Raw genomic sequence first — 22,874 nt, forward strand, 5'->3', positions numbered from 1 at the left:
CTGCGGGACTATCGGAGACCAGTGATGACGACTGCCGTGACCATCAGCGACCGGGCCGCGCGCCGGATTGGGGAGATCCTCAAGGGCGAAGGTTCGGGTGCGATGCTGCGCATTTCGGTCGAGGGCGGCGGCTGCTCGGGCTTTCAGTACAAGTTCGACATCGACCGTTCCCGCACCGACGACGATCTCGTGATCGAGCAGGACAACGCGGTGGTGTTGGTCGATTCCGCCTCGCAGCCGTTCCTGGCGGGATCACAGGTCGATTTCGTCGACGACCTGATCGGCGCCTCGTTCCGTGTCAACAATCCGAACGCGACGGCGTCCTGCGGCTGCGGGACTAGCTTCTCGGTCTAAGCGCGGAAATAATCACGCGCCTGTTGCCTGTCTCTCCTCGTCTGTCCACTCGACCTCGACCGGCATCAATTCCGGCTGCAGCGGTGCGTCCTCCGACATGACGTAGCCATCCAGCGCGCGCAGAAGGGCCGCGATCAGCGCCGGCTTGCGCAGCGGCTTGGCGAGGAAGTCCGACATGCCCGCTTGGCGGCAGATTCTGACGTCCTCGGAGAACGCGTTGGCGGTGAGCGCAACGATCGGCAAGGTTTCGTAGCTCCCGCCCTGCTCACGGATCGCGCGGGTCGCAGCTAATCCGTCCATGTCGGGCATGCGCACATCCATCAGCACGACATCGTAGTCGCCATCGGAAGCCGCCGCGACAGCCTGCACGCCGTCGGTGACGATGCGAAGCTCGACCTCGAAGGCCCCTAACATCTTGCTCACGACCATGCGGTTGACGGCGTCGTCCTCCGCGACCAGCACCCTTAGCGGCCGATCGAGGTCGGCGATGCGGGTCTTCAACTCCTCGGCGTCATCGCGGCCGGCGTCCTGATCGGACGCCTGGGCCTGGCTCCAAGGCAGCACCAGCGTAAAGCGGAAAGCCGAGCCCTCGCCCGGCGTCGAGGTCACGTCGATGGTGCCGCCCATCTGCTCGATGATGCGCCTGCTGATCGCAAGGCCAAGGCCGGTGCCGCCGAAGCGGCGGCTGATCGAGGCGTCGGCCTGGGCGAAATCGCTGAATAGCAGACCGAGCTTTTCGGGCGCGATGCCGATGCCGCTGTCGGTCACCGTCCATTCGACGGTCGCCAGCAGATCGCGCCGCGCCTGGCAGATCGCCGAGATCGTCACCTCGCCTTCGTCGGTGAACTTCACCGCATTGGACACGAGGTTGAGCAGCACCTGACGGATGCGCGCGACGTCGCCGCGCAATGTCGGCGGCAGGTTCGGATCGAGTGCGACCTTGACCGTGAGCCCCTTGCTCTTGGCGCTCGCGCGCCCCACGGCCGCGACGGCTTCGACCAGCGCCTGCGGGGCAAAATCGATCGCCTCGAATTGGAAGCGGCCGGCCTCGAGCTTGGACAGGTCGAGGATGTCATTGAGGATGCGCTGGAGATTGTCGCCGGACTCGCGGATCGTGGTGACGGCCTCGCGTTGCTCCGGATCGAGCTTGGTCTCCAGCAGCATGCTGGCGAGCCCGAGCACGCCGTTCATCGGCGTGCGGATCTCGTGGCTCATCACCGCCAGGAAGTCGGACTTGGCACGGCTCTCGGCCTCGGCCTTTTCCGCGCGCCAGCGTTCGGTGACGTCGCGGCCGAAGCCGCGATAGCCGAGAAAATGACCGTCGCGATCATGGGCCGGCTTCGCCGTCAGCGACCACAACCGCGCCTCGCCACCGGCAACGACCTTGAGGTTCATCTCGTGCAGCGGCTCGGCCTGCTCCATCAGACCGACGATGTTGTAGGCGGCCGTCTTGTCCTCGGGGCAGAGCATGTCCAACACGTCGGCGAAATGCGATCCCTTGAGCAGCGGAAGCGGCAGCTGCGCGACCGCGGCGAAGCGTTCGGGCACCTCGACCAGACGCCCCTCGGCATCGGTCTGCCACAGCCAGTCGCTGGCATTCTCCTGAAAGTCCTTCAGCAGCAGCGAGATGATCTCGGTCTGCCGCTCGAGCTCGAGCTGGGCCTTGAGATTGCCAAGGAAGAGGTTGCCCTGGGAGACGATGTTGCGCGCCATGAAGAACGCGAACAGCAGCAGGAACACCGCGGCGACGAGATAGGGACCCGTGCCGCACAGCAGCAGCGCGCCGGCGCAGGCGAACGTCATGGCGGCGAGATAGACGAGGCCGGCACGCGGAAAGGTGGACAGCGTGAACGCGCCGCCCGACATCATGCCGACCATCAGGCAGGCCAGGATGAGCTGGTTGGTCGGCTCGATGCGGCTGAACAGGGCCAGCGGCAGCGTGCCCCAGATCGCCGCGAGGAAGAACGCCTGTCGCAGCGTCTGCCGCGCGGCGCGAGGCGAGGCCTCCTGCGGCGGATGTCGATGCGACCGCCGCCACGAGCGCACCGCGAGCGAGGCGGTGGCGGCGAGTGTCAGGCCCCAGATCGCGAGAAAGTCGTTCCAGCCCTTGCCCCAGAACAGGATCAGCACGATGCCGACATTGAGCATGGTGACGGCCATCGTCACCGGGATCAGCCGCGTCACCGCGTCGATCTGCTTGGCGCGAATGCGGCGCAGCTCGCGCTCGCTGAGATCGGCGGTCAAGCCGTCCTCGATTTCGAAGCCGCCGAGCCAGTACAGGAACGCGCCGACCAGACCGTCGCGCGGCTTAGTTCGCGTCATGGATTTGTCCGGCCATCCATCCGTGGAACCTTTTCGCCCATCAATGCCCCGGCGCGCGCTTAGGGCGGGTTAATTTTGTGGGAGATTTTGCGGCGTCCTTGACGGGCGCGTTGGCAGTTTGTTCTAACCATGGCCCCTGCCCGGAGCCCCCCACCATGCCCATCAGAGTAGCCACCTGGAACGTGAACTCGGTCCGGCAGCGGATCGACCTCCTCCTGAGCTGGCTAAAGGAGTGCCAGCCGGACATCGTCTGCCTGCAGGAGATCAAATGCGTCGACGAGGCCTTCCCGCGGCTGGAGATCGAGGCGCTCGGCTACAATGTGGTGACGCACGGGCAGAAGACCTTCAACGGCGTCGCCCTGCTCTCCAAGCTCCGGTTCGACGAGACCAAGTCGGGCCTTGCCGGCGACGACGAGGATGCCCATGCCCGCTTCCTCGAAGGCGTGGTGACGCTCAAGACCGGCGTACTGCGCATCGCCTGCCTCTATCTGCCCAACGGCAATCCGGTCGGGACGGAGAAATATCCCTACAAGCTCAAATGGATGTCGCGGCTTCTTGAGTACTCGAAGGAACGCCTTAAGACCGAGGAGCCGCTGATCCTTGCCGGCGACTTCAACGTCATCCCGCACGCCCGTGACGTCCACAACCCCGCCGCCTGGACCGAGGACGCCCTGTTCAAGGCCGAGACGCGCGAGAGCTTTCAATCCCTGCTCGGCCTCGGCCTTACCGATGCCTTGCGGGCGGTCACCGATGAGCCGGGCCTCTATACGTTCTGGGATTACCAGGCCGGGGCCTGGCAGAAAAACCAGGGCCTGCGGATCGACCATCTGCTGCTGTCGCCGCAAGCCAGCGACAAGCTCGCCAATGTCGGGATCGACAGCTATGTGCGGGCTTGGGAGAAGCCGTCGGACCACGTGCCGGTGTGGGCGGATCTCGATCTCGAGGCGGCCTAACGTAACGCCCGCAGGAGCCGGCCGCAGTCGCAAGTGCCGTAGGGTGGGCAAAGGCGCACAGCGCCGTGCCCACGATCTGTCTGCGAGGGATAGTGGTGGTGGGCACGCTCCGCTTTGCCCACCCTACGGCACTGAGATTGCCGCTTCTACTCCCGGCGGCCCTGCACCCACTGCTCCAGCATTTGCAGAGCCATGGCGCGGTCGTCGTCGGAGGCCTTGGCGAAGGCGCGGTTGTAGCTTTCCTTGATCCAGACTTCTTCGGCACCGGCGCTGTCACGCGCCAGGGTCAGCCACATCAGGCCGCGCGCGGCCTGCCGCGGCAGCCGGTCGCCGTTGAACAGCATCTGCCCGAGCAGCGCCTGGGCCTGATGTTGGCCCTTCTGGGCGGCAAGGCCAAGCCAGCGTGCGCCGTAGCGGAAATCCTCGCGCGAGGCGTCCGGCGTCTTCAGGTACAGCCGCGCCAGATCGTACTGCGCGTCGGCGTTGCCGAAATAGGACGCGGCATAGGAGAACATCTCCCGCGCCCGGTCCGGATCCGACTTGACCTTCGAGTTCGGGATGCCGCTCAGATAGTACCGGCCGAGCGCGACGAAGGCGTTGGCCACGATCTGGGCCTGCGGCGCCGACGGGCTGTCCTCGGCATGCGCGTTGGCGATGCGGCTGAAATATTCGAAGGCGCGCAGATCGTCCTGGGCGACGCCGTCGCCATTGGCGTACATGCGGCCGAGCTTCCATTGCGCGATGGGGTGACCGCCCTCGGCGGCATATTGCAGCGCGGTGAGCGAAGTTTCCTGGGTGGCGACCGCCGGCGGTACCTTGGTGCGAACCGCGGCTGCGGCGCCAGGCAGGGTGGTCACGACGGGGATGGCGGTGTCCTTGTTGACCGGCGCACCGTCAAAGGCGAGCGCCGGCGCGGCCAGCGCTATAGCCCCCAACACAAACGCAACTGTGGTACGCCTAGATGTCCGCATAGCACTGTTTCTCGTGCGCGCCGCCCGGATGGGTTACTGCCCCTCCGACCGCTGGTCCAACCTGCTGAGCATACTTCCAGAGCGCACCTGACGTGTGGTTTGTCGCGCGAGCGCTCCATTTGGTCTTGCGTTGGGCGAGCTCCTGGTCGCTCAATTTTACGTTAAGGGTACCGGCGACGGCGTCGATCTCGATGATGTCGCCATCCTCGAGCAGGCCGATCGGGCCGCCGATCGCGGCCTCGGGGCCGACATGGCCGATACAGAAGCCGCGGGTAGCGCCGGAGAAGCGGCCGTCGGTGATGAGCGCGATCTTGCCGCCCATGCCCTGGCCGGTCAGCGCTGCGGTGGTCTGGAGCATTTCCCGCATGCCGGGGCCGCCCTTGGGCCCCTCGTAGCGGATCACGATGACTTCGCCTTCGCGGTAGGTGCGGTTCTGGACGGCCTCGAAAGCATCCTCCTCACGGTCGAAGCACCTGGCCGGACCGGTAAACCTGAGGTTGGACATTCCCGCGACTTTCACGATCGCACCTTCTGGCGCCAAATTGCCCTTCAAACCCACCACACCGCCAGTGACGGTGATCGGCTTGTCTGCCGGGTGCACCACGTCTTGGTGCGGATTCCACTTCACGCTTTTGAGGTTTTCGGCGATCGTTCGACCGGTGACCGTAATGCAGTCGCCGTGGAGAAATCCGTTGTCGAGCAGCGTCTTCATCAGAAGCGGTATGCCACCTACTTCAAACATGTCTTTGGCGACATAACGGCCGCCCGGCTTCAAATCCGCGACATATGGTGTCTTTTTGAAGATTGCGGCGACGTCGAACAGGTCGAACTTGATGCCGGCCTCATGCGCGATCGCCGGCAGGTGCAGTGCAGCATTGGTCGAGCCGCCGGAGGCCGCCACCACGGCAGCCGCATTCTCCAGCGCCTTGCGCGTGACGATGTCACGCGGCCGAAGGTTCTGAGCGATCAGGTCCATGACCTTCTCGCCCGCGGTCATGCAAAACGCATCGCGGATTTCGTACGGTGCCGGGGCACCCGCCGAGTACGGTAGCGCAAGGCCGATGGCCTCGGAGACGGTCGCCATCGTGTTGGCGGTGAACTGCGCGCCGCAGGCGCCCGCCGATGGGCAGGCCACGCGCTCGATCTCGTCGAGATCCTCGTCCGACATGGCGCCGACCGAGTGCTTGCCGACGGCCTCGAACATGTCCTGGACGGTGACCTGCTGCCCGCGGAAATTGCCGGGCAGGATCGAGCCGCCATAGATGAAGATCGAGGGCACGTTGAGGCGGACCATCGCCATCATCATGCCCGGTAGCGACTTGTCGCAGCCGGCGAGGCCGACCAGCGCGTCATAGGCATGGCCGCGCACGGTCAGCTCGACCGAGTCGGCGATGCATTCGCGCGACGGCAGCGAGGAGCGCATGCCGTCATGGCCCATGGCGATGCCGTCGGTCACGGTGATGGTGCAGAATTCGCGCGGCGTGCCGCCGGCCGACGCCACGCCCTTCTTAACGGCCTGCGCCTGGCGCATCAGGGCGATGTTGCAGGGAGCCGCCTCATTCCAGCAGGAGGCGACGCCGACGAACGGCTGGTGGATCTGCTCGGTGGTCAGACCCATCGCGTAGAAGTAGGACCGATGCGGCGCGCGCGCAGGGCCTTCCGTCACGTGACGGCTCGGTAGCCTCTGCTTGTCAATCTTGGCGCCCATCGCAACCAGTTTCCCCGGCCAACCCTTTCAGACCCGAAAAATCAGAGCCAAGATTTGAATCGACCTTGGGATTTCCGTGGCGTCGAGGACTGCCGCTGCTCCTAAAACATTAGAGCGATTTTATTCATGTTCGGGTGTGGCCAAAAAGCGGCGGTGATGCGAACGGCCGGTGATGAAGGACAAATCTGGGATGAGTGTTGCGAAGACAGCACAATCGTTACCGGGAAGACACGGGCCTCGCTACTTCGATACCTCCACCAAGTGCCGGTTCACAATCTTTGATTTCATGACACCGGAAGGCGCACCCGTTCTTGCTCGGAGATCAGATTACACGCGTGAGCCGAGTCGGCGCATCTGCCGCACCCTCGTATCCCGGCTCAGAAGCGCACCGTCGAAGTGACGCTGCGCTGCGGCCCGGGCACGAGGTCGGAGTCTGGCGCATCACTATCTCCGCCTCGCCATTGCGAGCGCGCGAAGCAACCAGAGTTTTCTCCGCGGAGGGATTCTGGATTGCTTCGTCGCTTCGCTCCTCGCAACGACGGAGTATGAGGCGGCAGAGTTGGCCCCCAATCAACGCTGTCATTCCCCGCGAAGGCGGGGAATCCAGTACGCCGCGGCTTCTCGATTCAATCACGAACGTCTCGGAGTACTGGATCGTCCGCCTTCGCGGACGATGACACTGAGTGTATGGCTAAAGACACGGCTTCGCAGCCTCGCGGCTCAATTCGCCCGAGCTTTGCTTGATCGCTCCACCCTCAAAACCCAAGAGGGCGCAGGGAAGGCCGGGTGCCGGCGGCACCCGCGGTCCGCTGCGCAAAAGGCACACGCAGAAAACCGCACAGCAGCATACAGGTGAAGCCCAACACACGGCCTTCCCTGCGCGATGGTCGGACGGCTTATGCCGCGCTCTCCCGGGAGCCGAGTTCCTTCTGGCCTCCCTCCCCCTCACGGAATTCACCGTCCCCGCGCCGGTTGACGCTAGTGCCGCATCCGCAAGAGCTTGACCGTAGCAACGACGGCCAGGACCACACGGTTTTGCCGTACGCACGGTTCGTTGGCGCCACAGGGTCCGACGGCGTTGTGCACCTTGCCCTCGGAATATGACGCGACGAACCTGACAGCGCCGCTCGTCCACGCGATGCGAAGGGCTCACGGAGAGCAATCCGCCCTGCCCCTAGCTTTCGCGCACGACGCTGCTGCGTCCACCGCAAGCCCGGCTCTGCGATCACACGACAACATGACCGCCCCTCAAGGGTGAGCCGGGATGAACGACACATACGTCAATTCCGAATTTCGGTAAAGCGGAATATTTTTCCCAAACTGGATTGACAGAGGGCGACACAGGCGCGGCGGCAGGAAGACCACTCAGGCCGACATCGCTTCCTTGCGCCGGAGCGGATCGGCCAGACGAACGATCTCGCAGGCGGCGACGAGGCCGGCGAGCCAGGCGGCACTGGTCAGCCCGATGCGGGTCACGATGGCCGCCGTGAAGGCGCCCTCGCCGCCCAGCAACGGCGTCACGGCAAGCAGCGCGAGCTCATAGGTCGCATAGGCGGCAACGAGCGTGACGGCCAGCGTCAGCGCCGTGCGGCCCTGCGGCAGCGTCCGCAGCACGGCGGACGACACCGCAGTCGCCAGCAGTGCAGCCGCGCCCATCGCAAGACCCCAGGCCATGGTTCCGCCGTCCACGGGATAATGCAGCGCGCCGAAGCCGATGCTCTGATTCACGAGCCACGCGCCCATGACGACGAGCAGTGCCGGACGCAGCGGCAACATCGCGGCCGCGAGAACCGCGAAGGCCGCAAAGGGCGTCGCGCAAGCCAACGCGAAGCTCGCGAGCGCGCACGACGCCGTCAGCAGCGCAAGGCAGAACAGCGGCGCAAGGCGTGGCGGCACAGGATGAAGCCGCAAACGGTCGGCGTGATATGGCAGGATGCGAGCGGTCATGATTGAACTCCTGAGCGCAATCCTAGCACACTCGTCCAGACATGAACCGTCTCAGAAACGACACGTCGTACCATTGAGAGCGGCAGGTTCCGATTGCGTACCGGGTGCTCAGGTCCGGCCCCTTTGGCGCTGGGCCTGGGCCCAGGCGACGGCGACGTCCCGCGGTGGGACGTCGATCCGCTTGATCGGTGTCAACTCGCCGGAGGGCGAGACGATCGCAGTCTCCTCGCGGCGGCAGCGCGGGCACACGAAACGGACCTCGTGCGGGGATGCCGACCAGCTTGAACGTTTCACGTTGGCGGCCATCGGCCAGGCATCGCATTGCGAGCACGATACCAAGAACCGGCCGGGATCGAGCATACCCATTCCATCGGACTCCGCGTCCTGCCCGCTTCTTCAATGATTAATCCATGTGAATCGTTCCGGTGCCCCAGCACCGGCAGCGCCATGTCTGCTGCCAACCTGTGTTCCGCCGGTCCGCTCAGCGAGCCCCCTTGAGGGTACAGGACGTCGAGCAGGTGACCGTGGTGCCACGATCGCACGCTTTGCAGGCGTCCACGCACTGCTTCATGTCGCGCGGATTGTAGCTGTAGTTTCGCAACGGGCAGGACGAGACCGAGGCCGAGGTCGAGCCAGTGATGTCCTGCCCTTGATCGCAGGCCGCCGTCATGAGCGCAAGCATGATCACTGCAACGAGGCGCATGGGATTGCCCTGTCAGCACGACAACGACACTCGCGAGGAACGCTGCATTGCAACGAACCCCGGCCTTCCCACTACGGGTATCGCCGGTCAGCGACGCCCGCATGCACCCGAGGATGCGCGCCAAACGTTAAGAAGGGATTGCCACCGATCAGGCCGCAGCTCTGGCTGCAATCACCTGTCGCATATCCACCGCCAGCTGGCGGTACTGTTCGCCGAGCTTCAGGTAGAATTCGCGCTTGGTGCTGTCGGTGGCGAGCTTGGCGATCAGCTCGCATTCGGCGGTGAGCGTCTCGAACCGTTCCAGCCTGTCATGAAGATCGGTCATCGGCGTGTCCCCATCAAACGCCACAAGGGACACTTAACGTAAGCCCGGGAAATAGGTCACGGCGAACATCGTTATCGACTAGAACCGTTTTTTCCCGACTCAGCGATGCCAGCTCGATAAGGACGGCTATTTCTGATCCAGCCGCCAAGCTCCGTCCCACCCATTGCCCGGCGAATTGACTTCGAACTGCGCGATGCGGCCGAGCAGCGTACGCGAAGGGCCGTCACCAGGTACCGCTTCAAGCGCTGCGTTGAAGGCGACGCGGGCGTCGTCGAAACGCTGCGCACGATAGGCGGCAAGACCTTCGGCATAGTGCGTGCGCAGGTTCTCCTGCGGAATGCTGAGCCCGTGCGCCTTGCTCATCACCTCGAAAATGGCCTGCGGCTCACTCTGGCCGGCCACCGCGAGACGGTCGATCTCGCGCAGTTCAAGGTTCGATCCAATCGCATCCGCCGTGGCCTGCGAGATCAGGATGCGGGTGCCGTAGACCTTGTTGACCACCTCGAGGCGCGAGGCGAGGTTCACGGCATCGCCCATCACGGTGAAGCTCATCATCAGCTCGGAGCCGATGCTACCGGTCAGCACTTCCCCGGTCGCGATACCGATGCGCAAGTCGCAAGGCACGGGCATGGCGCGGATCCCGAGCAGGTCCGGCAATTGCTTCTGGAGCGCGGGCACCTGATCCGCCATGTCGATGGCCGCGTAGCAGGCAAACAGCGCCGGCTCGTCCTCCTCGATAAAGGGCGGGCCCCAATAGGCCATGATGGCGTCGCCGATGTATTTGTCGATGACGCCACGATGGCTCCGGATGGGGCCGGACATCACCGTGAAGTAGTGGTTCATCACCTTGACGAGGCCACGCGGGGTCATGCCCTCGCTCATGGAGGTGAAACCGCTCATGTCGCAGAACATGATGGTCATCACCCGGCGCTGGCCATCGATGGCGACCTCTGGCCGGTCGATCAGGCCCTGCACGACCTTGGGATCGATGTAGCGGCCGAACGTCTCGCGGATGCGCTCGTTATGACGCAGCTGCTCGATCATGCGGTTGAAGGCGGCCGCGAGCTCGCCGATCTCGTCTTGCGTGGAAACGGTAATGGTCTTGTCGAACCGGCCCGCTTCGACCTCGCGCGTGCCGGCGAGGAGCAGCCGCACCGGCCGGGTGATGCCGCTGGAAACCATCAGTGCAAAGACAAAGCCGACCACAGCAGCTAGGACAGTGACAACGCCCGAAATGATGATCGCCTGATGTTGGCGGCCGATCACCGTCGACGTGGCGGCGAACACCTGCTTGAGCATATCGGCGCGAATGCCGTCGATTTTCTGATTGAACTGGTCGCGCAAGAGGTCGAGATGCTCCAGCGTGCCGCGCGCGTCCGGCATTTGCTTGGCATCGATCTGCTTGAGGAGCTTTGCATGGTCCTCAGTCATGCCGCGGCGCAGCTCGGAGACGGCGGTCTCGATGCGGGTATCGATCCGCGCCAGCGCGGCGTTGTCGGATGGGGTCCTCGTATCGTCGAGGATCTCGTTGATGAGCTTTCGCGCGCTCGAGGTCTCCTCCTCGATCCTGAGGTCGGCTTGCTCGAACTCTCTGAGGCGCACGGCATAGGCCTCCTCGTCGGAGGACTCCTGCATCTTCACCATCACCATCCGACGCAGCGCCAGTGACCGCTCCAGCGAGCGGATATTTGCGCGGGCCAGGTTACCGTAAGCGGGGATATAGCGGTTGGTCAGCTCATCAAGCAGGACGCCGACCTGGCTCGACATCACCATCGACAGGATCGAGGTGACCAGCATCAGGACGATCAATCCGAGGGCGATGCCGACAATCTTGCGCCGGATCGACTGGTTGAAAATCGGCATAGGTGCAGGGCAAAGGTTGAAGAAGGAACGATGGAACTCAATACACCGGAATCGGAGCCGGGAACACGCGCAATCTGGCAGGGCTGACGCCCAGGACCGTGCGCAACCGTCGCGCGAGCCCGGATCGTTAACAAAGGTTAAAGGCGCTGCCTTTTGCGCGATTTCGGAAGTTCCCGAGTTCCTATCCGTATTTTGCCGCATTGTTGCGGGAGCGTGAGGAATGCGAAACGATGTCATGACATCGTTTGGTTGTCGTCTTTGATTCTCAAGCCGCATGTCGTCGCGGACCTTGGTTTGTAATGGTTTCGCAGGGGGACCATGGAATGAACCAGTGCCTACGCTCGCTCGCGTGTGTCGTTACCGTGGCCGCGATGGCCTTTCTTCCCACCGAGCTCGTGGCGAAGAGCAGTCACAAATCATCTGCACCGAAGAAGATGCATGAGGCGAAAGCCGGCAAGCAGCGTCACGCTGCCGCCGGCAAAGCGCGGCACGGCAAGCATGCCGAGGCCAAACGTAAATCGAAGAAAGCGGTCGAGGAGCCTTCGGCCAAGCCGGCACCGCCGCCGCTGACCGGCGATCTTGCCGCGCTGAGGGATGCGATCGACCTCGCGCGCAGGGGCAAGACGGAGGACGCGACCGCCGCGCGCGACCGCATCACGGATCCCGCCGGACAGAAGCTCGCGGACTGGTACATGCTGCGGCACTCCGAGAGCACGGCGAATTTCAAACGCTATGCCGCCTTCCTTGCCGCCAATCCGGACTGGCCGAGCAGCGCTCTCTTGCGCCGCCGCGCGGAGGCGCGGCTGTGGCAGGAGAAGAGCGACGCAGCCACCGTGCACAAATTCACCATGGACCGGCCGACCAGCGCCAAGGGCAAGTTCGCGCTGGCCCGCGTGCTGCTCACGGAAGGCGAGACCGACAGGGCCGCCCGTCTCGTGCGCGAGGCCTGGCGCGCGGACGAACTGTCTGAGCGGAGCGAGGAAGATTCCTACGCCGCGTTCCGCGATCTTCTGTCCGCCGACGATCACCGCGCGCGCATGGACAAGCGCCTGGGCGCCAAGGACTATGACGGTGCAAGGCGCGCGGCCAAACGGCTCGGCGAGGATGCGCTTGCGATCGTGAAAGCCTGCGCGGCCGTCACCGGCAAGTCGAGCAAGGCCAAGGACTATCTCGAGGACGTCCTGGCCCAGGAGCGGCGCGATCTCGGCTACGTGCTGTGCCGCGCCCAATGGCATCTTCAGAACGATCGTATCGACGACGCGGCCGAATTGATCCTCGCCGCCCTGCCCGACACGATGGCCGCGCAGGACACCGATGCCTGGTGGCGCGAGCGCCGCATGTTGGCGCGCAAGCTGCTCGACCAAGGCAAATCCAAGACGGCCTATGACGTGGTGCGCACGGCCGCGGTACCGGAAAAGGAAGTCTACCGCGTCGACTACCATTTCATGTGCGGCTGGATCGCGCTGCGCTATCTCGACGACCCCAAGGCGGCGATGGTGCACTTCGCATCGATCGACGCAGGCTCGGCCAATCCGATTGCGCTGTCGCGCGCCCATTATTGGCGCGGCCGCGCCGCCGAGGCGATGGGCGCGGCGGCCGACGCGCGCATGAGCTATCGGGCGGCGGCCCGCTACCACACCGCCTATTACGGCCAGCTCGCCCGCGCCAAGCTCGGCCTCGACGGCATCGAGCTGCGTCCGCCCTCGCCCGTGCTGGCCGCCGCCGACACGCCGTCGGCGGACGCGCGCGTGCGCGCGGCCAACATGCTCTACGATCTCGGTGAGCGCGATGTCATGTTCTACTATGCCGAGGATTTCGCCAAGGAGAGCACCGACGCCGCGGCGCTGGAAGCGCTCGGCGAGCTCGCCAGGCAGCGCAACGATGCGCGCGTGATGCTGGAGGTCGGCAAGTCGGCCCTGGCGCGCGGGCTCGCGCTCGACCACTACGCCTTCCCCACCATCGGCATTCCCGAGCACAAGCAGGTCGCACCTGCGATCGAGACCAGCGTGATCTATTCGGTGGCACGCACCGAAAGCTCGTTCGATCAGCGCGACAAGTCGCACGCCAACGCGGTTGGCCTGATGCAGGTGACGCCGGAAGCGGGCCGCGATACCGCCAAGCGCTTCGGCCTGACCTATGACTGGGGCAGGATGGTCTCCGATCCCGTCTACAACACGCAGATGGGAGCCGCCGAGCTCAGCGCGCTGTTCTCGGAATATCGCGGCAACCAGATCATGACCTTCGCCGGCTACAATGCCGGCCGCGGCCGCGTGCGCGAATGGGTGCAGGCGCGCGGCGACCCCAGAGACCCGAAGGTGGACCCGGTCGACTGGGTCGAGCGCATTCCACTGTCGGAGACCCGCAACTACGTCCAGCGGGTGATGGAGAACGTGCTGGTCTACCGCGCCCGGTTCGAAGACAGCGGCATGATCGCCGGCAAGAGCGACCAGCGCGTGGTGACGAAGGAGGCCGGCGCCGCCGCACCCGTGGCGGCCGCAGCACCCGCTCCCTAGTCGACGCCGCCGGGGCTGGACGCGGCGACTGCAAGGTTACGTTGCTGCGGCTTCCACGCGAGTGCAGTCGCGTAGCTAGGTGTCACCTCCTTCCAGCTTGATCAGATCGCGACCGTCCAAATATGCGGCGGTCAAGGCTCTTGCGAAGCTCCAGGTCTGGATCGTATAGCTCCAGCACGAGACCGCACCCACGACCGCCAACATCTCGATCATGCTGCCGGCGGCGACCTCGACGTTTCCGGCGGCCGGCCCTGCGCGTCCAGGTATCGGCCATTGCATCGACAGCGTCACGACTTCGCGCCGCCGATAGCAATCGTAGTCACAGTAACGGTGCTGGGTCCGCGCATGGCGGACGTAGCCGGACTGGATCGACCGCGAGCATGTGCTGCACGTCGCCGCGTGCAACGGTGGCTCGTGATTGACCACCACGAATTTCACGACACCGCCCTCATGCGATCTTTCGCAAGCGCCTCGCAGAACAGCCCGTAGCACTGATAGTCGCAGTAAGGCAGACGCGTCGTGATCTCGCGGAGATATCCGCCTTCGATCGGCTCGCAGCACTGCAAGCACCAGGTCTGCCGGAACGGCGTCCGGTCATTCACCAGCACGAACGCGAATCTCATGTGGCACCTCCCAAAGCGAAGCAGTAAACGCTGTCCAATGGAGACAGTGCGGGTGGTGGAGCGCAAAGATGATTTCGACCGTCCGGGTTATCCCTGTTTCGCTCCACTTTCTGCGGCGGGATCAGAATGTATCTCCCGTCCTCCCTGCGCCGTGCGTAGATCTGGCCGTCGATGTACTTGATGTCGGTCGGATAGCAGTCAGAGCTGTTGCAGCAACTGATGCCGGGATTATCCGGCATGTGCCAGGTCGAATAGAACTTTTCGTGCAGCCCCTGATCCTGGGGCGGGTGCTGGCGATGAACGGCACCCCGTCCCGTCTCCTGCGCCTGGACCGTCGCAATGGAGCCGAGGAGAATGATCCAGCACAAGGGGTTGTGAGAGCGTTTCAACGTACGGGCTCCCGTATCAGAGCTGAACGACGTCAGCCCTCCAACTCAGCCTCACGCGACCTGAGCCCGAAACAACCACCGGCGGTCGCGTTCGCGGCGCGTGCGGAAACCGTCAACACACTTCTTGGAACAGAGCGCCGTGCGCCAGGAATAGTAGCGGATCAGGCCAAACTTGCCGCCGCACATCGCGCAGCCGTTGACTGAAGAGCAACGTTCGGATCCGGGTAGGCGACCTTCAGGACGTTCCGATGTATCGCACATTGTTGTCTCACCCTGTTGCTTGCGCTTGTGCCGGTTCATTCCCTTCGACCTCTCGCGGGTCGTGAATTGCCGCGACGCGGCTACGTATCGAGAAATGCGGTGGCCTCGTCCCTGGTCGTGTGCCGGTCGGTGAGGCGCCTTGGCCGTTCGCTTCAGACCAGTTCTCGTGCGATTGGTGCGATTGACTGGTCGACACTCCCGATGGTCATGAGCCTAGTCCGCCCGCCACGAGTTGCTCAATTGTACGGAGGTAAACGGCCGACATGACTAGGAATGGAGGAGCTATACCTAGGTTTGTCCGGTCGTCGGCTGAGCCTCTCTCGCGCTGACTCCATTCAACGACACGGCGCACCATGCATCGGCTGCACGGTCGCCGCGAAAAGAGGTCGGCGCGGCGCACTCGATGCGCTGCATGACAGCGGCAAAGCAGCCAGTCCGAGGCGAATCTCGTAACGGCCATCCGACTTTGGCCGGAATTGCTCCTCTTGCGGCAACGTGCTCTACTCGTAGACACGCAGAGAGCGCCGGGAGCGTCTGCGATGAAGCCTGGCCGTGCAGCGACGTTCGGGAAGTCAGCCGTGCAGTTCCTCGCCGGCTGCGTCAGGCAGACTGTTGATACGAAGCAGCGCGTCGAGCCTGGTGACGCCGGTTTGCTCGAGTCGGTCAAGCAGTGGCAGCAAGTCTTCGAGCACAACCCCGTCATGTACTTCATGGTCGACCCGGTCGGAACCGTGATCAACGTGAACACTTTCGGGGCCGCGCAACTCGGCTATACGGCCACTGAGTTGATCGGTCGATCAGTGCTGGATGTCTTCTTCGAGGAAGACCGCGACTTCGTCCGCGCATGTGTCGCGCTGTGCCTCGAGACCGTCGATCAGTCCCACACCTGGGAAATCCGGAAGGTTCGCAAGGACGGCTCGGTACTATGGGTGCGCGAGAACGCCAAGACCATGCTGCGGGCCGATGGCGGGCCGATCGTGCTGGTCGCCTGCGAGAACATCACCGAGCGCAAGGAAGCCGAGAATGCGCTGCGACAGAGCGAGGCTTATCTCGCACAGGCGCAGGAATTGAGCCACACCGGCAGTTTCGGCTGGAAGTCATCAACCGGAGAGATTAGCTGGTCCAAGGAGACCTATCGCATATTCCAATGCGACGAGGGGACCAAGCCTAGAATCCCCTTCATGCTCCAGCGTATTCATCCGGACGATCGGCTCGCGGTGCAACAGACCACGGCTCGGGCTGCGCGAGAGGGCAAGGATTACGATCACGAATACCGACTCGTGATGCCCGACGGCTCCATCAAATATGTCCGGGCCGTGGCCCGGGCGACGCGGGATTCCAACGGTCGCGTGGAGTTCGTCGGGTCGGTAACTGACGTCACGGCGACCAAAGAGGCGGAGCGAAGGCTTCGTGAAAGCGAGCAGCGCTTTCGCGACTACGCCGAAACGGCGTCTGACTGGTTCTGGGAGACGGGGCCAGACCATCGCGTGACCCAGATTTCGGAACACTCCGATACCGTCGCGGCCCCCACCGGCCTGCTCGGGCTCACGCGTTGGGACATTGCGCCCGATGCGAATCTCGAACCGGAAAAATGGCGACAACATCGGGAGGCGCTCGATGCCCACGTCCCGTTCCGCGACCTGGTGTATCGCAGCAGAGACCGCAACGGTCACGCGATCTATGTCCGGACCAGCGGTAAGCCGTTCTTCGACGCGGAAGGCGCTTTTCTGGGTTATCGCGGCGTCTGCACCGACGTGACTGCGGCCATCCGGGCAGATCAGGCCGAAGAGGCGCTACGCAAGGCCCAGACCGAACTTGCCCATGTGACGCGCGTCACGACACTGGGCGAGCTGACAGCTTCAATCGCGCACGAGATCAACCAGCCGCTCGCCGCCGTGATCGCGAACGCCGACGCCTGTCTCTCCTGGCTGCAGCGCAGTCCGCCAGATCTCAACGCGGCGCGCCGCTCCGTGGATTGGATCATCGAGGACGGCAAGCGTGCCAGCGACGTGATCCGCCACGTCCGGGCGCTCGCCAAGCGGACCGACATCGAGATGGTGCCGCTCGACGCAAGCGCGGTGGTGCGGGAGGCCGTGGCGCTCGTTCAGCGCGAAATGGCCAGTCATGCCGTGTCGGTGCGAATGGAGCTATCATCTGCACTGCCCGAGATCTTTGGCGACCGAATCCAGTTGCAGCAAGTCCTGATCAACCTGATCATGAACGGGATCGAGGCCATGGAAGGCGTCGAAGATCGCCCACGCGAGCTGGCAATCCGCTCAGTGGCGGACGGCGACGGCGCGGTGCTGGTGAGCGTCGCCGACTCCGGCGTCGGCATCTGCGAACAGGCGATTGACCGCCTGTTCACGCCGTTCTTCACCACGAAGTCCTCGGGCATGGGCATGGGGCTATCGATCTGTCGCTCCATCGTCGAGGCCCATGGCGGACGACTTTCTGCCGCTCCGAACCGAGGGCACGGCGCAACTTTCCAGATCACCCTGCCCGTCCATCGAGAGGAAGCATCGTGACCGAACGCGCAGGACCTTCGCCGGCGCAGGAAGACGGCGATGAACCAATCGTCTTCATCGTCGATGACGACGCGTCCATGCGACGTGCGCTCACCAATCTGTTCGAGTCGGTCGGCCTCAAGGTTGAAGCATTCGGCTCGGCACCGCAACTCCTCCAGGCCAAGCCGCCGGAAGTCCCCAGTTGCCTCGTGCTCGACATCCGCCTGCCCGGAGCGAGTGGCCTCGACCTTCAGACCGATCTTGCCAAGGCCAATATCCACACGCCCATCATCTTCATTACCGGTCACGGTGATATTCCCATGACCGTTCGGGCCATGAAGAGCGGCGCGATCGACTTCCTGACCAAGCCGGTTCGTGACCAGGACATCCTGGACGCAGTCCAGGCCGCGATCGAGAGGGACCGCAAGCGCCGCGACCTCAACAGGACAATCTCGACCGTCCGATCACGGTTCGAGTCACTGTCCTCGCGGGAGAGAGACGTATTGTCACTGGTGACGTCCGGTCTGATGAACAAGCAAGTGGCCGTCCAGCTCGGATTGGCGGAAATCACCGTCAAGATCTATCGCGGCCAGATCATGCGAAAAATGGGTGCGAAGTCGCTGGCCGACCTGGTGAGAATGAGCGAGGCGCTCGGGATTCGGTCCGGCAAGCCCGACATACAAACCTAAGTATGAGTTTCCAATGGTGACCGAGAGGTCCACCCTGCGTAGCCTATGTGCGGCCGCAGCGACGGCAAGCGTAATCCCGAGCGAGGAGCGGACGTCTTGTCGATGGCTTCGGTCATTTCGGTGCTCGACGATGACCCTTACGTGCGGGCGGCGCTCCACAACCTGTTGGAATCGCGCGGGTACATCGTCCACACGTTCGCCTCCGCCGACGAGTTTCTACGATCGACCGTTTCGAGCGACACCTCATGCGTGATCGCGGACGTGCAGATGCCATTGGTCACCGGCATCGACCTGCTGACGCAGATGCGCGCGCAGGGTTCGGCTACGCCGTTCATCTTCATCACCGCCTTCCCGGATGAGAGCGTGCGTGTGCGCGCGCTCAAGGCCGGTGCAATCTGTTTCCTCGGCAAGCCGTTCGCTGCCTCCGATCTGATGCCGTGCCTGGAGCGAGCGCTGGCAGCGGGTAACGAAACCATCGAGTGATTGTACGGGGACGCGCGAACCTGTGGTGACGGCAACCGAGACGATCCTGTTTCGCGCGAAGGCCCGAGATGGCCGCGGTCGCGGCCGCCTCGGGATGAGGGAGAATGATTTGGCGCCCTACGCGAAGCGCGCCCCACCGCTCAATCCACCTTGATATTGGCCGCCTTGATCATCGGCCACCATTTTGCGATCTCGGCCTTCTGGCGCGCGCCGAGCGCTTCGGGCGTGAGCTGGTCCTTGGGCGTCATCTCCAGGCCCTGGCTTTCGAGCTGCTTCCTGACCGCTGGATCGTTCAGCGCTTCAACGGCCGCGGCGTTGAGCTTGGTCACGATCTCCTTCGGCGTGCCCTTCGGCACCCACATGCCCGACCACAGCGTCATGTTGAAGCCTTTCAGGCCCGCCTCTTCCGCGGTCGGAATCTCCGGTGCCGACGGCAGGCGCTTGTCGTCGGTGATGGCGTAGGCGCGGATGGTGCCGGCGCGAACCTGGTTGATGGAGTTGGAGGTCTGGTCGACGATGAGGTCGATCTGCCCCGCGATCAGATCGTTTAGGGCGGGCGCGGTGCCGCGATATGGCACATACTGCAGCTTGATGCCGGAGACGTTCTCGAAATAAACGCCGGCGATGTGGCTACCGGATCCCGCACCGGCCGTGCCGGCGGTCGGGGGCGACGGCCGCGACTTGAGCCACTCGATCAGCTCCTTCAGCGAGGCCGCGGGCACCGCATTCTTGCTGACCACGATCATCGGATTGCTCGGCAGCAGCACCACCGGCTCGAGATCGGCGACGAGATCGTAGCTGAGCTTGTAGACCGCGCCATTGGCCACGTGGGTGCCGAGGTGGCCGAAGGAAATGGTGTAGCCGTCCGGCGGCGACTGCACCGCACGGCCGACGCCGATCGAGCCGCCGGCGCCGGTGACGTTCTCGATCACCACGGGCTGCCCCAGCGTCACCCGCATCCGCTCCGCAAGCACCCGCGCCATCGCATCGGACGGCCCGCCGGCCGAGAACGGCACAATGATCGTGATGGGACGCGTCGGAAAATCCTGGGCGCGCGCAGCGCCGGTTACAGCGAGAATACCAATCAGCGCAGCCCAGACGGCCTTCGTCATTGTCCTCTCCCCAGCGATGTCGATATTGTTCTTGCCCTTCCCGCGTACGGGAAGAGGGATCATTCGTGGCGCATTGCCGCGCTAGAATTGGGCGTAATCGATCGGCTTGTGGCGATCGAGCGTGCGGGTGACCGGCGGCAGCGGATATTTCAGACCGGTCGCGCAGTTGAACAGCATCACGCGATCACCCTTCGAGACGCGGCCGTCGGCGAGGCTTTCCTTGTAGGCGGCGTAGGTGGCGGCGCCCTCGGGGCAGAGCAAGAGCCCCTCCTCGCGCGCGACCTCATTCAGCGCCGCCGAGATCTTGTCGTCGTCGACGGCGATGGCAAAGCCCTTGCTCTCGCGTACCGCGCGCAGGATGAGGAAATCGCCGATGGCCTGCGGCACGCGGATACCTGAGGCGATGGTGTGGGCGTCCTCCCAGCGCGTCGCATGCTCGGTGCCGGCGTCATAGGCGCGCACCATCGGCGCGCAGCCGGAGGCCTGCACCGCGACCATGCGCGGGCGCTTCGAGCCGATGAATCCGATCTTCTCCAGCTCGTCGAACGCCTTCCACATGCCGATCAGGCCGGTGCCACCGCCGGTCGGATAGAAGATCACGTCGGGCACGTCCCAGCCGAGCTGCTCGGCGAGTTCGAGGCCCATCGTCTTCTTGCCCTCGATGCGGTACGGCTCCTTCAGCGTCGAGGTGTCGAACCAGCCGACCTTGGCCTTGCCCTCGCCGACGATCTTGCCGCAATCGTCGATATAACCATTGACGCGGTAGACGGTGGCGCCCTGCAGCTCGATCTCGCTGACGTTCACCTCCGGCGTATCGGCCGGGCAGAAGATCGTGGTCTTGATGCCGCAGGACGTCGCATAGGCTGCGAGCGCCGCGCCGGCATTGCCGTTGGTCGGCATCGCCATGTGCTTGATGCCGAGCGCCTTGCCCATCGAGACCGCCATCACGAGACCGCGCGCCTTGAACGAGCCGGTCGGCAGGCGTCCCTCGTCCTTGACGATGATCTCACCACCACCGAGCTTCTTGCCGAGCTTGGGCAGCCGGATCAGCGGGGTGGTCACTTCGCCGAGCGAGACGATGTCCTTGCATTTGCGCACCGGCAGCAGCTCGCGGTAGCGCCACATGTCGCCGGGCCGCTGCGCGAGGGCATCCTTGGTCAGCGCCTTCTTCACGCCAGCGAGGTCGTAGCGGACGAGAAGCGGCTTGCCGGCCTTCGACAGGTTGTGGACCTGGTCGGCGGCGTAGTGATCGCCCTCCATCGCGCATTCGAGATGGGTGACGAAAGTCGGGCGTTCGATGGTGAGGTTGTCGTTGTCGTGCATGGCTCGATTCTTTCTTCTTCCTTATGTCGCCAGTTTCTTGCATCCGTCATTGCCGGGCTTGACCCGGCAATCCATCCTTGAAGAGCGCTTCGCTTGATGGATGCGCGGCTCAAGCCCGCGCATGACAAGCGGAGATACGCTAGATATTCAGCACCCTTCCATAAGCATCCAGCACCGCTTCCTTCATCATCTCCGACAACGTCGGATGCGGGAAGACCGTGTGCATCAGCTCTTCTTCCGTGGTCTCCAGATTCATGGCGACGACGTAGCCCTGGATCAGTTCGGTCACCTCGGCGCCGACCATGTGGGCCCCCAGCAGCTGGCCGGTCTTCTTGTCGAAGATCACCTTGACCAGGCCCTGGTCCTCGCCGAGCGCGATCGCCTTGCCGTTACCGACGAAGGGGAAGCGACCGACGCGGATCTCGCGGCCGCTTTCCTTGGCCTTGGCTTCCGTCAAGCCGACTGATGCCACCTGCGGGTGGCAATAGGTGCAGCCCGGGATCATGTTCTTGTCCATGGGATGCGGATGGAGGCCCTTGATCGCCTCGACGCAAATCACGCCCTCATGCTCGGCCTTGTGCGCGAGCATGGGGGGACCGGCGACGTCGCCGATGGCGTAGATGCCGGGGATGTTGGTCTTGCCGTAGCCGTCGACCACGATGATGCCGCGGTCGGTCTTCACGCCGAGCTTTTCCAGACCGAGATTCTCGATATTGCCGACCACGCCGACCGCCGAGATCACCCGCTCGAATTCGGTGGTGACGGGCTTGCCCTTGCCGTCGTCGATGGTGGCGACGACGCTGTCGGCCTTCCTCTCCAGCTTGGTGACCTTGGTCGAGGACATGATCTTGATGCCCTGCTTTTCCAGCCGCTTGCGGGCGAGGCCCGCGATCTCGGCGTCCTCGACGGGCAGGATCTGCGGCAGCACCTCGACGACCGTGACGTCGGAGCCCATGGTGTGGAAGAAGGAGGCGAACTCGATGCCGATCGCGCCGGAGCCGACGACCAGCAGCGATTTCGGCATCCGCTCCGGCACCATGGCCTCGAAATAGGTCCAGACCAGCTTCTTGTCGGGCTCGAGTCCCGGCAGCACGCGCGGCCGCGCGCCGGTCGCGACGATGATGTGCTTGGCCTGGTAGGTCCCCTCGCCCAGCGCGCCCTTCGGACCCTCGACGTCGGATTTCTTGACGGTGACCTTGCCGGGTGCGTCGATCGAGGCGGCGCCCCAGATCACGCTGACTTTGTTCTTCTTCATCAGGAATCCGACGCCGTCATTCAGGCGCTTGGAGACGCCGCGCGAGCGCTGCACCACCGCCTTCGGATCGAACGAGACCTTCTCCGCCGACAGGCCGTAGTCTTTCGCATGCTGCATGTAGTGATAGATCTCGGCCGAGCGCAGCAGCGCCTTGGTCGGGATGCAGCCCCAGTTCAGGCAGATGCCGCCCAGATAGGACTTCTCGACGATCGCGACCTTGAAGCCGAGCTGCGCGGCGCGGATCGCGGTGACGTAGCCGCCGGGGCCGGAGCCGATGATGATGACGTCGAAGGATGTATCGGCCATGGCGGCTCCCGTTCAACTCAAGACGTGACGCCGCGGGCGCGGCGCTTGAAGACAACAAACCTGACCAGCCATTCGATGATCCCGACCAAGACCAGAACGGCCAGCGCGCTCAACACGATGGGTTGAGCGATGTTCCGCGACAAATGCTCTCCCGACAGGAAGGCGGACCGAAGAAAATCGAACCCGATCGGATTGAGCGCGACGACGGCGCCGAGCAGCAGCGATATCCATGGCCAGCGGGTCCGGACATGCAAGGTTGCCCCCTTCGCC

General features: G+C 64.1%; 21 protein-coding genes. 6 read left to right on the plus strand and 15 right to left on the minus strand.

Annotated features, from left to right (window positions below; genetic code table 11):
• The first annotated feature begins 24 nt into the window (after window positions 1-24).
• Window positions 25-354, plus strand: coding sequence for an iron-sulfur cluster insertion protein ErpA (gene erpA / locus BCCGELA001_RS20255; protein WP_008547246.1), 330 nt, complete (start codon window positions 25-27; stop codon window positions 352-354).
• A gap of 12 nt (window positions 355-366) precedes the next feature.
• Here erpA and BCCGELA001_RS20260 read toward each other — a convergent pair whose 3' ends face one another.
• Window positions 367-2,676: a hybrid sensor histidine kinase/response regulator gene (locus BCCGELA001_RS20260; RefSeq protein ID WP_060736152.1), complete on the minus strand. Its 2,310-nt coding sequence runs from the start codon at window positions 2,674-2,676 to the stop codon at window positions 367-369.
• 155 nt (window positions 2,677-2,831) lie between these two features.
• Here BCCGELA001_RS20260 and xth point away from each other — a divergent pair, with 155 nt between their 5' ends.
• Entirely contained in the window at window positions 2,832-3,629 is a 798-nt protein-coding gene (gene xth, locus BCCGELA001_RS20265; protein ID WP_060736153.1) for an exodeoxyribonuclease III, read from the plus strand.
• A 146-nt stretch (window positions 3,630-3,775) separates the two neighbouring features.
• On the opposite strand, the gene BCCGELA001_RS20270 is transcribed toward xth, so the two are convergent.
• The 7 genes from BCCGELA001_RS20270 to BCCGELA001_RS20295 all read right to left on the minus strand — a co-directional run bounded on the left by BCCGELA001_RS20270 (window position 3,776) and on the right by BCCGELA001_RS20295 (window position 11,146).
• On the minus strand, window positions 3,776-4,600 hold the full coding sequence (locus BCCGELA001_RS20270) for a tetratricopeptide repeat protein (protein WP_060736154.1): 825 nt from the start codon (window positions 4,598-4,600) through the stop codon (window positions 3,776-3,778).
• Window positions 4,587-6,308 carry a dihydroxy-acid dehydratase gene (ilvD, locus tag BCCGELA001_RS20275; protein ID WP_060736155.1) on the minus strand — a complete coding sequence of 574 codons (1,722 nt, stop codon included), beginning with the start codon at window positions 6,306-6,308 and terminating at the stop codon, window positions 4,587-4,589. Before ilvD ends, BCCGELA001_RS20270 begins: the two co-directional genes overlap by 14 nt.
• Window positions 6,309-7,673: 1,365 nt before the next feature.
• Complete coding sequence (locus tag BCCGELA001_RS20280; RefSeq protein WP_008547278.1) at window positions 7,674-8,255, minus strand: hypothetical protein; 582 nt, start codon at window positions 8,253-8,255, stop codon at window positions 7,674-7,676.
• 108 nt (window positions 8,256-8,363) lie between these two features.
• Window positions 8,364-8,621, minus strand: coding sequence for a hypothetical protein (locus tag BCCGELA001_RS20285; RefSeq protein WP_060736156.1), 258 nt, complete (start codon window positions 8,619-8,621; stop codon window positions 8,364-8,366).
• A gap of 115 nt (window positions 8,622-8,736) precedes the next feature.
• Entirely contained in the window at window positions 8,737-8,958 is a 222-nt protein-coding gene (locus tag BCCGELA001_RS20290; RefSeq protein ID WP_008547283.1) for a hypothetical protein, read from the minus strand.
• 148 nt (window positions 8,959-9,106) lie between these two features.
• On the minus strand, window positions 9,107-9,283 hold the full coding sequence (locus tag BCCGELA001_RS38435) for a hypothetical protein (RefSeq protein ID WP_008547284.1): 177 nt from the start codon (window positions 9,281-9,283) through the stop codon (window positions 9,107-9,109).
• Between the two features lie 126 nt (window positions 9,284-9,409).
• Window positions 9,410-11,146: an adenylate/guanylate cyclase domain-containing protein gene (locus tag BCCGELA001_RS20295; protein ID WP_060736157.1), complete on the minus strand. Its 1,737-nt coding sequence runs from the start codon at window positions 11,144-11,146 to the stop codon at window positions 9,410-9,412.
• Window positions 11,147-11,469: 323 nt separating this feature from the next.
• Here BCCGELA001_RS20295 and BCCGELA001_RS20300 point away from each other — a divergent pair, with 323 nt between their 5' ends.
• Entirely contained in the window at window positions 11,470-13,659 is a 2,190-nt protein-coding gene (locus tag BCCGELA001_RS20300) for a lytic transglycosylase domain-containing protein (protein WP_060736158.1), read from the plus strand.
• Between the two features lie 75 nt (window positions 13,660-13,734).
• Here the strand turns inward: BCCGELA001_RS20300 and BCCGELA001_RS20305 are convergent, their stop codons facing one another.
• Genes BCCGELA001_RS20305 through BCCGELA001_RS36070 form a run of 3 tightly spaced genes read right to left on the minus strand, consistent with a single transcriptional unit; the run spans window position 13,735 to window position 14,671 of the window.
• Complete coding sequence (locus BCCGELA001_RS20305; RefSeq protein WP_008547307.1) at window positions 13,735-14,097, minus strand: hypothetical protein; 363 nt, start codon at window positions 14,095-14,097, stop codon at window positions 13,735-13,737.
• Window positions 14,094-14,282 (minus strand): hypothetical protein, encoded by a 189-nt coding sequence (locus tag BCCGELA001_RS20310; RefSeq protein WP_008547309.1) that lies wholly within the window; start codon window positions 14,280-14,282, stop codon window positions 14,094-14,096. The genes BCCGELA001_RS20305 and BCCGELA001_RS20310 overlap by 4 nt, the downstream gene beginning before the upstream one ends.
• Complete coding sequence (locus BCCGELA001_RS36070) at window positions 14,279-14,671, minus strand: hypothetical protein (RefSeq protein WP_083543370.1); 393 nt, start codon at window positions 14,669-14,671, stop codon at window positions 14,279-14,281. Before BCCGELA001_RS36070 ends, BCCGELA001_RS20310 begins: the two co-directional genes overlap by 4 nt.
• Before the next feature lie 800 nt (window positions 14,672-15,471).
• On the opposite strand from BCCGELA001_RS36070, the gene BCCGELA001_RS20320 reads away from it, so the two are divergent.
• From BCCGELA001_RS20320 to BCCGELA001_RS20330, 3 genes are all read left to right on the plus strand, one after another.
• Window positions 15,472-17,457 (plus strand): PAS domain S-box protein, encoded by a 1,986-nt coding sequence (locus tag BCCGELA001_RS20320; protein ID WP_008547312.1) that lies wholly within the window; start codon window positions 15,472-15,474, stop codon window positions 17,455-17,457.
• Window positions 17,454-18,125: a response regulator transcription factor gene (locus BCCGELA001_RS20325; RefSeq protein ID WP_008547314.1), complete on the plus strand. Its 672-nt coding sequence runs from the start codon at window positions 17,454-17,456 to the stop codon at window positions 18,123-18,125. The genes BCCGELA001_RS20320 and BCCGELA001_RS20325 overlap by 4 nt, the downstream gene beginning before the upstream one ends.
• Before the next feature lie 96 nt (window positions 18,126-18,221).
• Window positions 18,222-18,608: a response regulator transcription factor gene (locus tag BCCGELA001_RS20330; protein WP_060737748.1), complete on the plus strand. Its 387-nt coding sequence runs from the start codon at window positions 18,222-18,224 to the stop codon at window positions 18,606-18,608.
• Window positions 18,609-18,748: 140 nt separating this feature from the next.
• On the opposite strand, the gene BCCGELA001_RS20335 is transcribed toward BCCGELA001_RS20330, so the two are convergent.
• The 4 genes from BCCGELA001_RS20335 to BCCGELA001_RS20350 all read right to left on the minus strand — a co-directional run bounded on the left by BCCGELA001_RS20335 (window position 18,749) and on the right by BCCGELA001_RS20350 (window position 22,858).
• A complete protein-coding gene (locus BCCGELA001_RS20335) occupies window positions 18,749-19,720 on the minus strand; it encodes a tripartite tricarboxylate transporter substrate binding protein BugD (protein WP_008547319.1) in 972 nt (323 codons plus the stop codon).
• 81 nt (window positions 19,721-19,801) lie between these two features.
• The gene (locus tag BCCGELA001_RS20340; protein WP_008547320.1) at window positions 19,802-21,043 is read right to left on the minus strand and encodes a threonine synthase; all 1,242 of its coding nucleotides are present in this window, start codon (window positions 21,041-21,043) and stop codon (window positions 19,802-19,804) included.
• Between the two features lie 139 nt (window positions 21,044-21,182).
• Window positions 21,183-22,604, minus strand: coding sequence for a dihydrolipoyl dehydrogenase (gene lpdA, locus BCCGELA001_RS20345; RefSeq protein WP_008547322.1), 1,422 nt, complete (start codon window positions 22,602-22,604; stop codon window positions 21,183-21,185).
• Window positions 22,605-22,621: 17 nt separating this feature from the next.
• On the minus strand, window positions 22,622-22,858 hold the full coding sequence (locus BCCGELA001_RS20350; RefSeq protein WP_008547324.1) for a hypothetical protein: 237 nt from the start codon (window positions 22,856-22,858) through the stop codon (window positions 22,622-22,624).
• Window positions 22,859-22,874 lie beyond the last annotated feature (16 nt).

The organism is Bradyrhizobium sp. CCGE-LA001, from assembly GCF_000296215.2.
Lineage (GTDB): Bacteria > Pseudomonadota > Alphaproteobacteria > Rhizobiales > Xanthobacteraceae > Bradyrhizobium.

What these genes read in the sequence shown, in the direction of transcription:
- erpA (WP_008547246.1), top strand. Translation starts at nt 25, where the DNA reads ATGACGACTGCCGTGACCATCAGCGACCGGGCCGCGCGCCGGATTGGG.
- BCCGELA001_RS20260 (WP_060736152.1), bottom strand. Translation starts at nt 2,676, where the DNA reads ATGACGCGAACTAAGCCGCGCGACGGTCTGGTCGGCGCGTTCCTGTAC.
- xth (WP_060736153.1), top strand. Translation starts at nt 2,832, where the DNA reads ATGCCCATCAGAGTAGCCACCTGGAACGTGAACTCGGTCCGGCAGCGG.
- BCCGELA001_RS20270 (WP_060736154.1), bottom strand. Translation starts at nt 4,600, where the DNA reads ATGCGGACATCTAGGCGTACCACAGTTGCGTTTGTGTTGGGGGCTATA.
- ilvD (WP_060736155.1), bottom strand. Translation starts at nt 6,308, where the DNA reads ATGGGCGCCAAGATTGACAAGCAGAGGCTACCGAGCCGTCACGTGACG.
- BCCGELA001_RS20280 (WP_008547278.1), bottom strand. Translation starts at nt 8,255, where the DNA reads ATGACCGCTCGCATCCTGCCATATCACGCCGACCGTTTGCGGCTTCAT.
- BCCGELA001_RS20285 (WP_060736156.1), bottom strand. Translation starts at nt 8,621, where the DNA reads ATGGGTATGCTCGATCCCGGCCGGTTCTTGGTATCGTGCTCGCAATGC.
- BCCGELA001_RS20290 (WP_008547283.1), bottom strand. Translation starts at nt 8,958, where the DNA reads ATGCGCCTCGTTGCAGTGATCATGCTTGCGCTCATGACGGCGGCCTGC.
- BCCGELA001_RS38435 (WP_008547284.1), bottom strand. Translation starts at nt 9,283, where the DNA reads ATGACCGATCTTCATGACAGGCTGGAACGGTTCGAGACGCTCACCGCC.
- BCCGELA001_RS20295 (WP_060736157.1), bottom strand. Translation starts at nt 11,146, where the DNA reads ATGCCGATTTTCAACCAGTCGATCCGGCGCAAGATTGTCGGCATCGCC.
- BCCGELA001_RS20300 (WP_060736158.1), top strand. Translation starts at nt 11,470, where the DNA reads ATGAACCAGTGCCTACGCTCGCTCGCGTGTGTCGTTACCGTGGCCGCG.
- BCCGELA001_RS20310 (WP_008547309.1), bottom strand. Translation starts at nt 14,282, where the DNA reads ATGAGATTCGCGTTCGTGCTGGTGAATGACCGGACGCCGTTCCGGCAG.
- BCCGELA001_RS20320 (WP_008547312.1), top strand. Translation starts at nt 15,472, where the DNA reads ATGAAGCCTGGCCGTGCAGCGACGTTCGGGAAGTCAGCCGTGCAGTTC.
- BCCGELA001_RS20335 (WP_008547319.1), bottom strand. Translation starts at nt 19,720, where the DNA reads ATGACGAAGGCCGTCTGGGCTGCGCTGATTGGTATTCTCGCTGTAACC.
- BCCGELA001_RS20340 (WP_008547320.1), bottom strand. Translation starts at nt 21,043, where the DNA reads ATGCACGACAACGACAACCTCACCATCGAACGCCCGACTTTCGTCACC.
- lpdA (WP_008547322.1), bottom strand. Translation starts at nt 22,604, where the DNA reads ATGGCCGATACATCCTTCGACGTCATCATCATCGGCTCCGGCCCCGGC.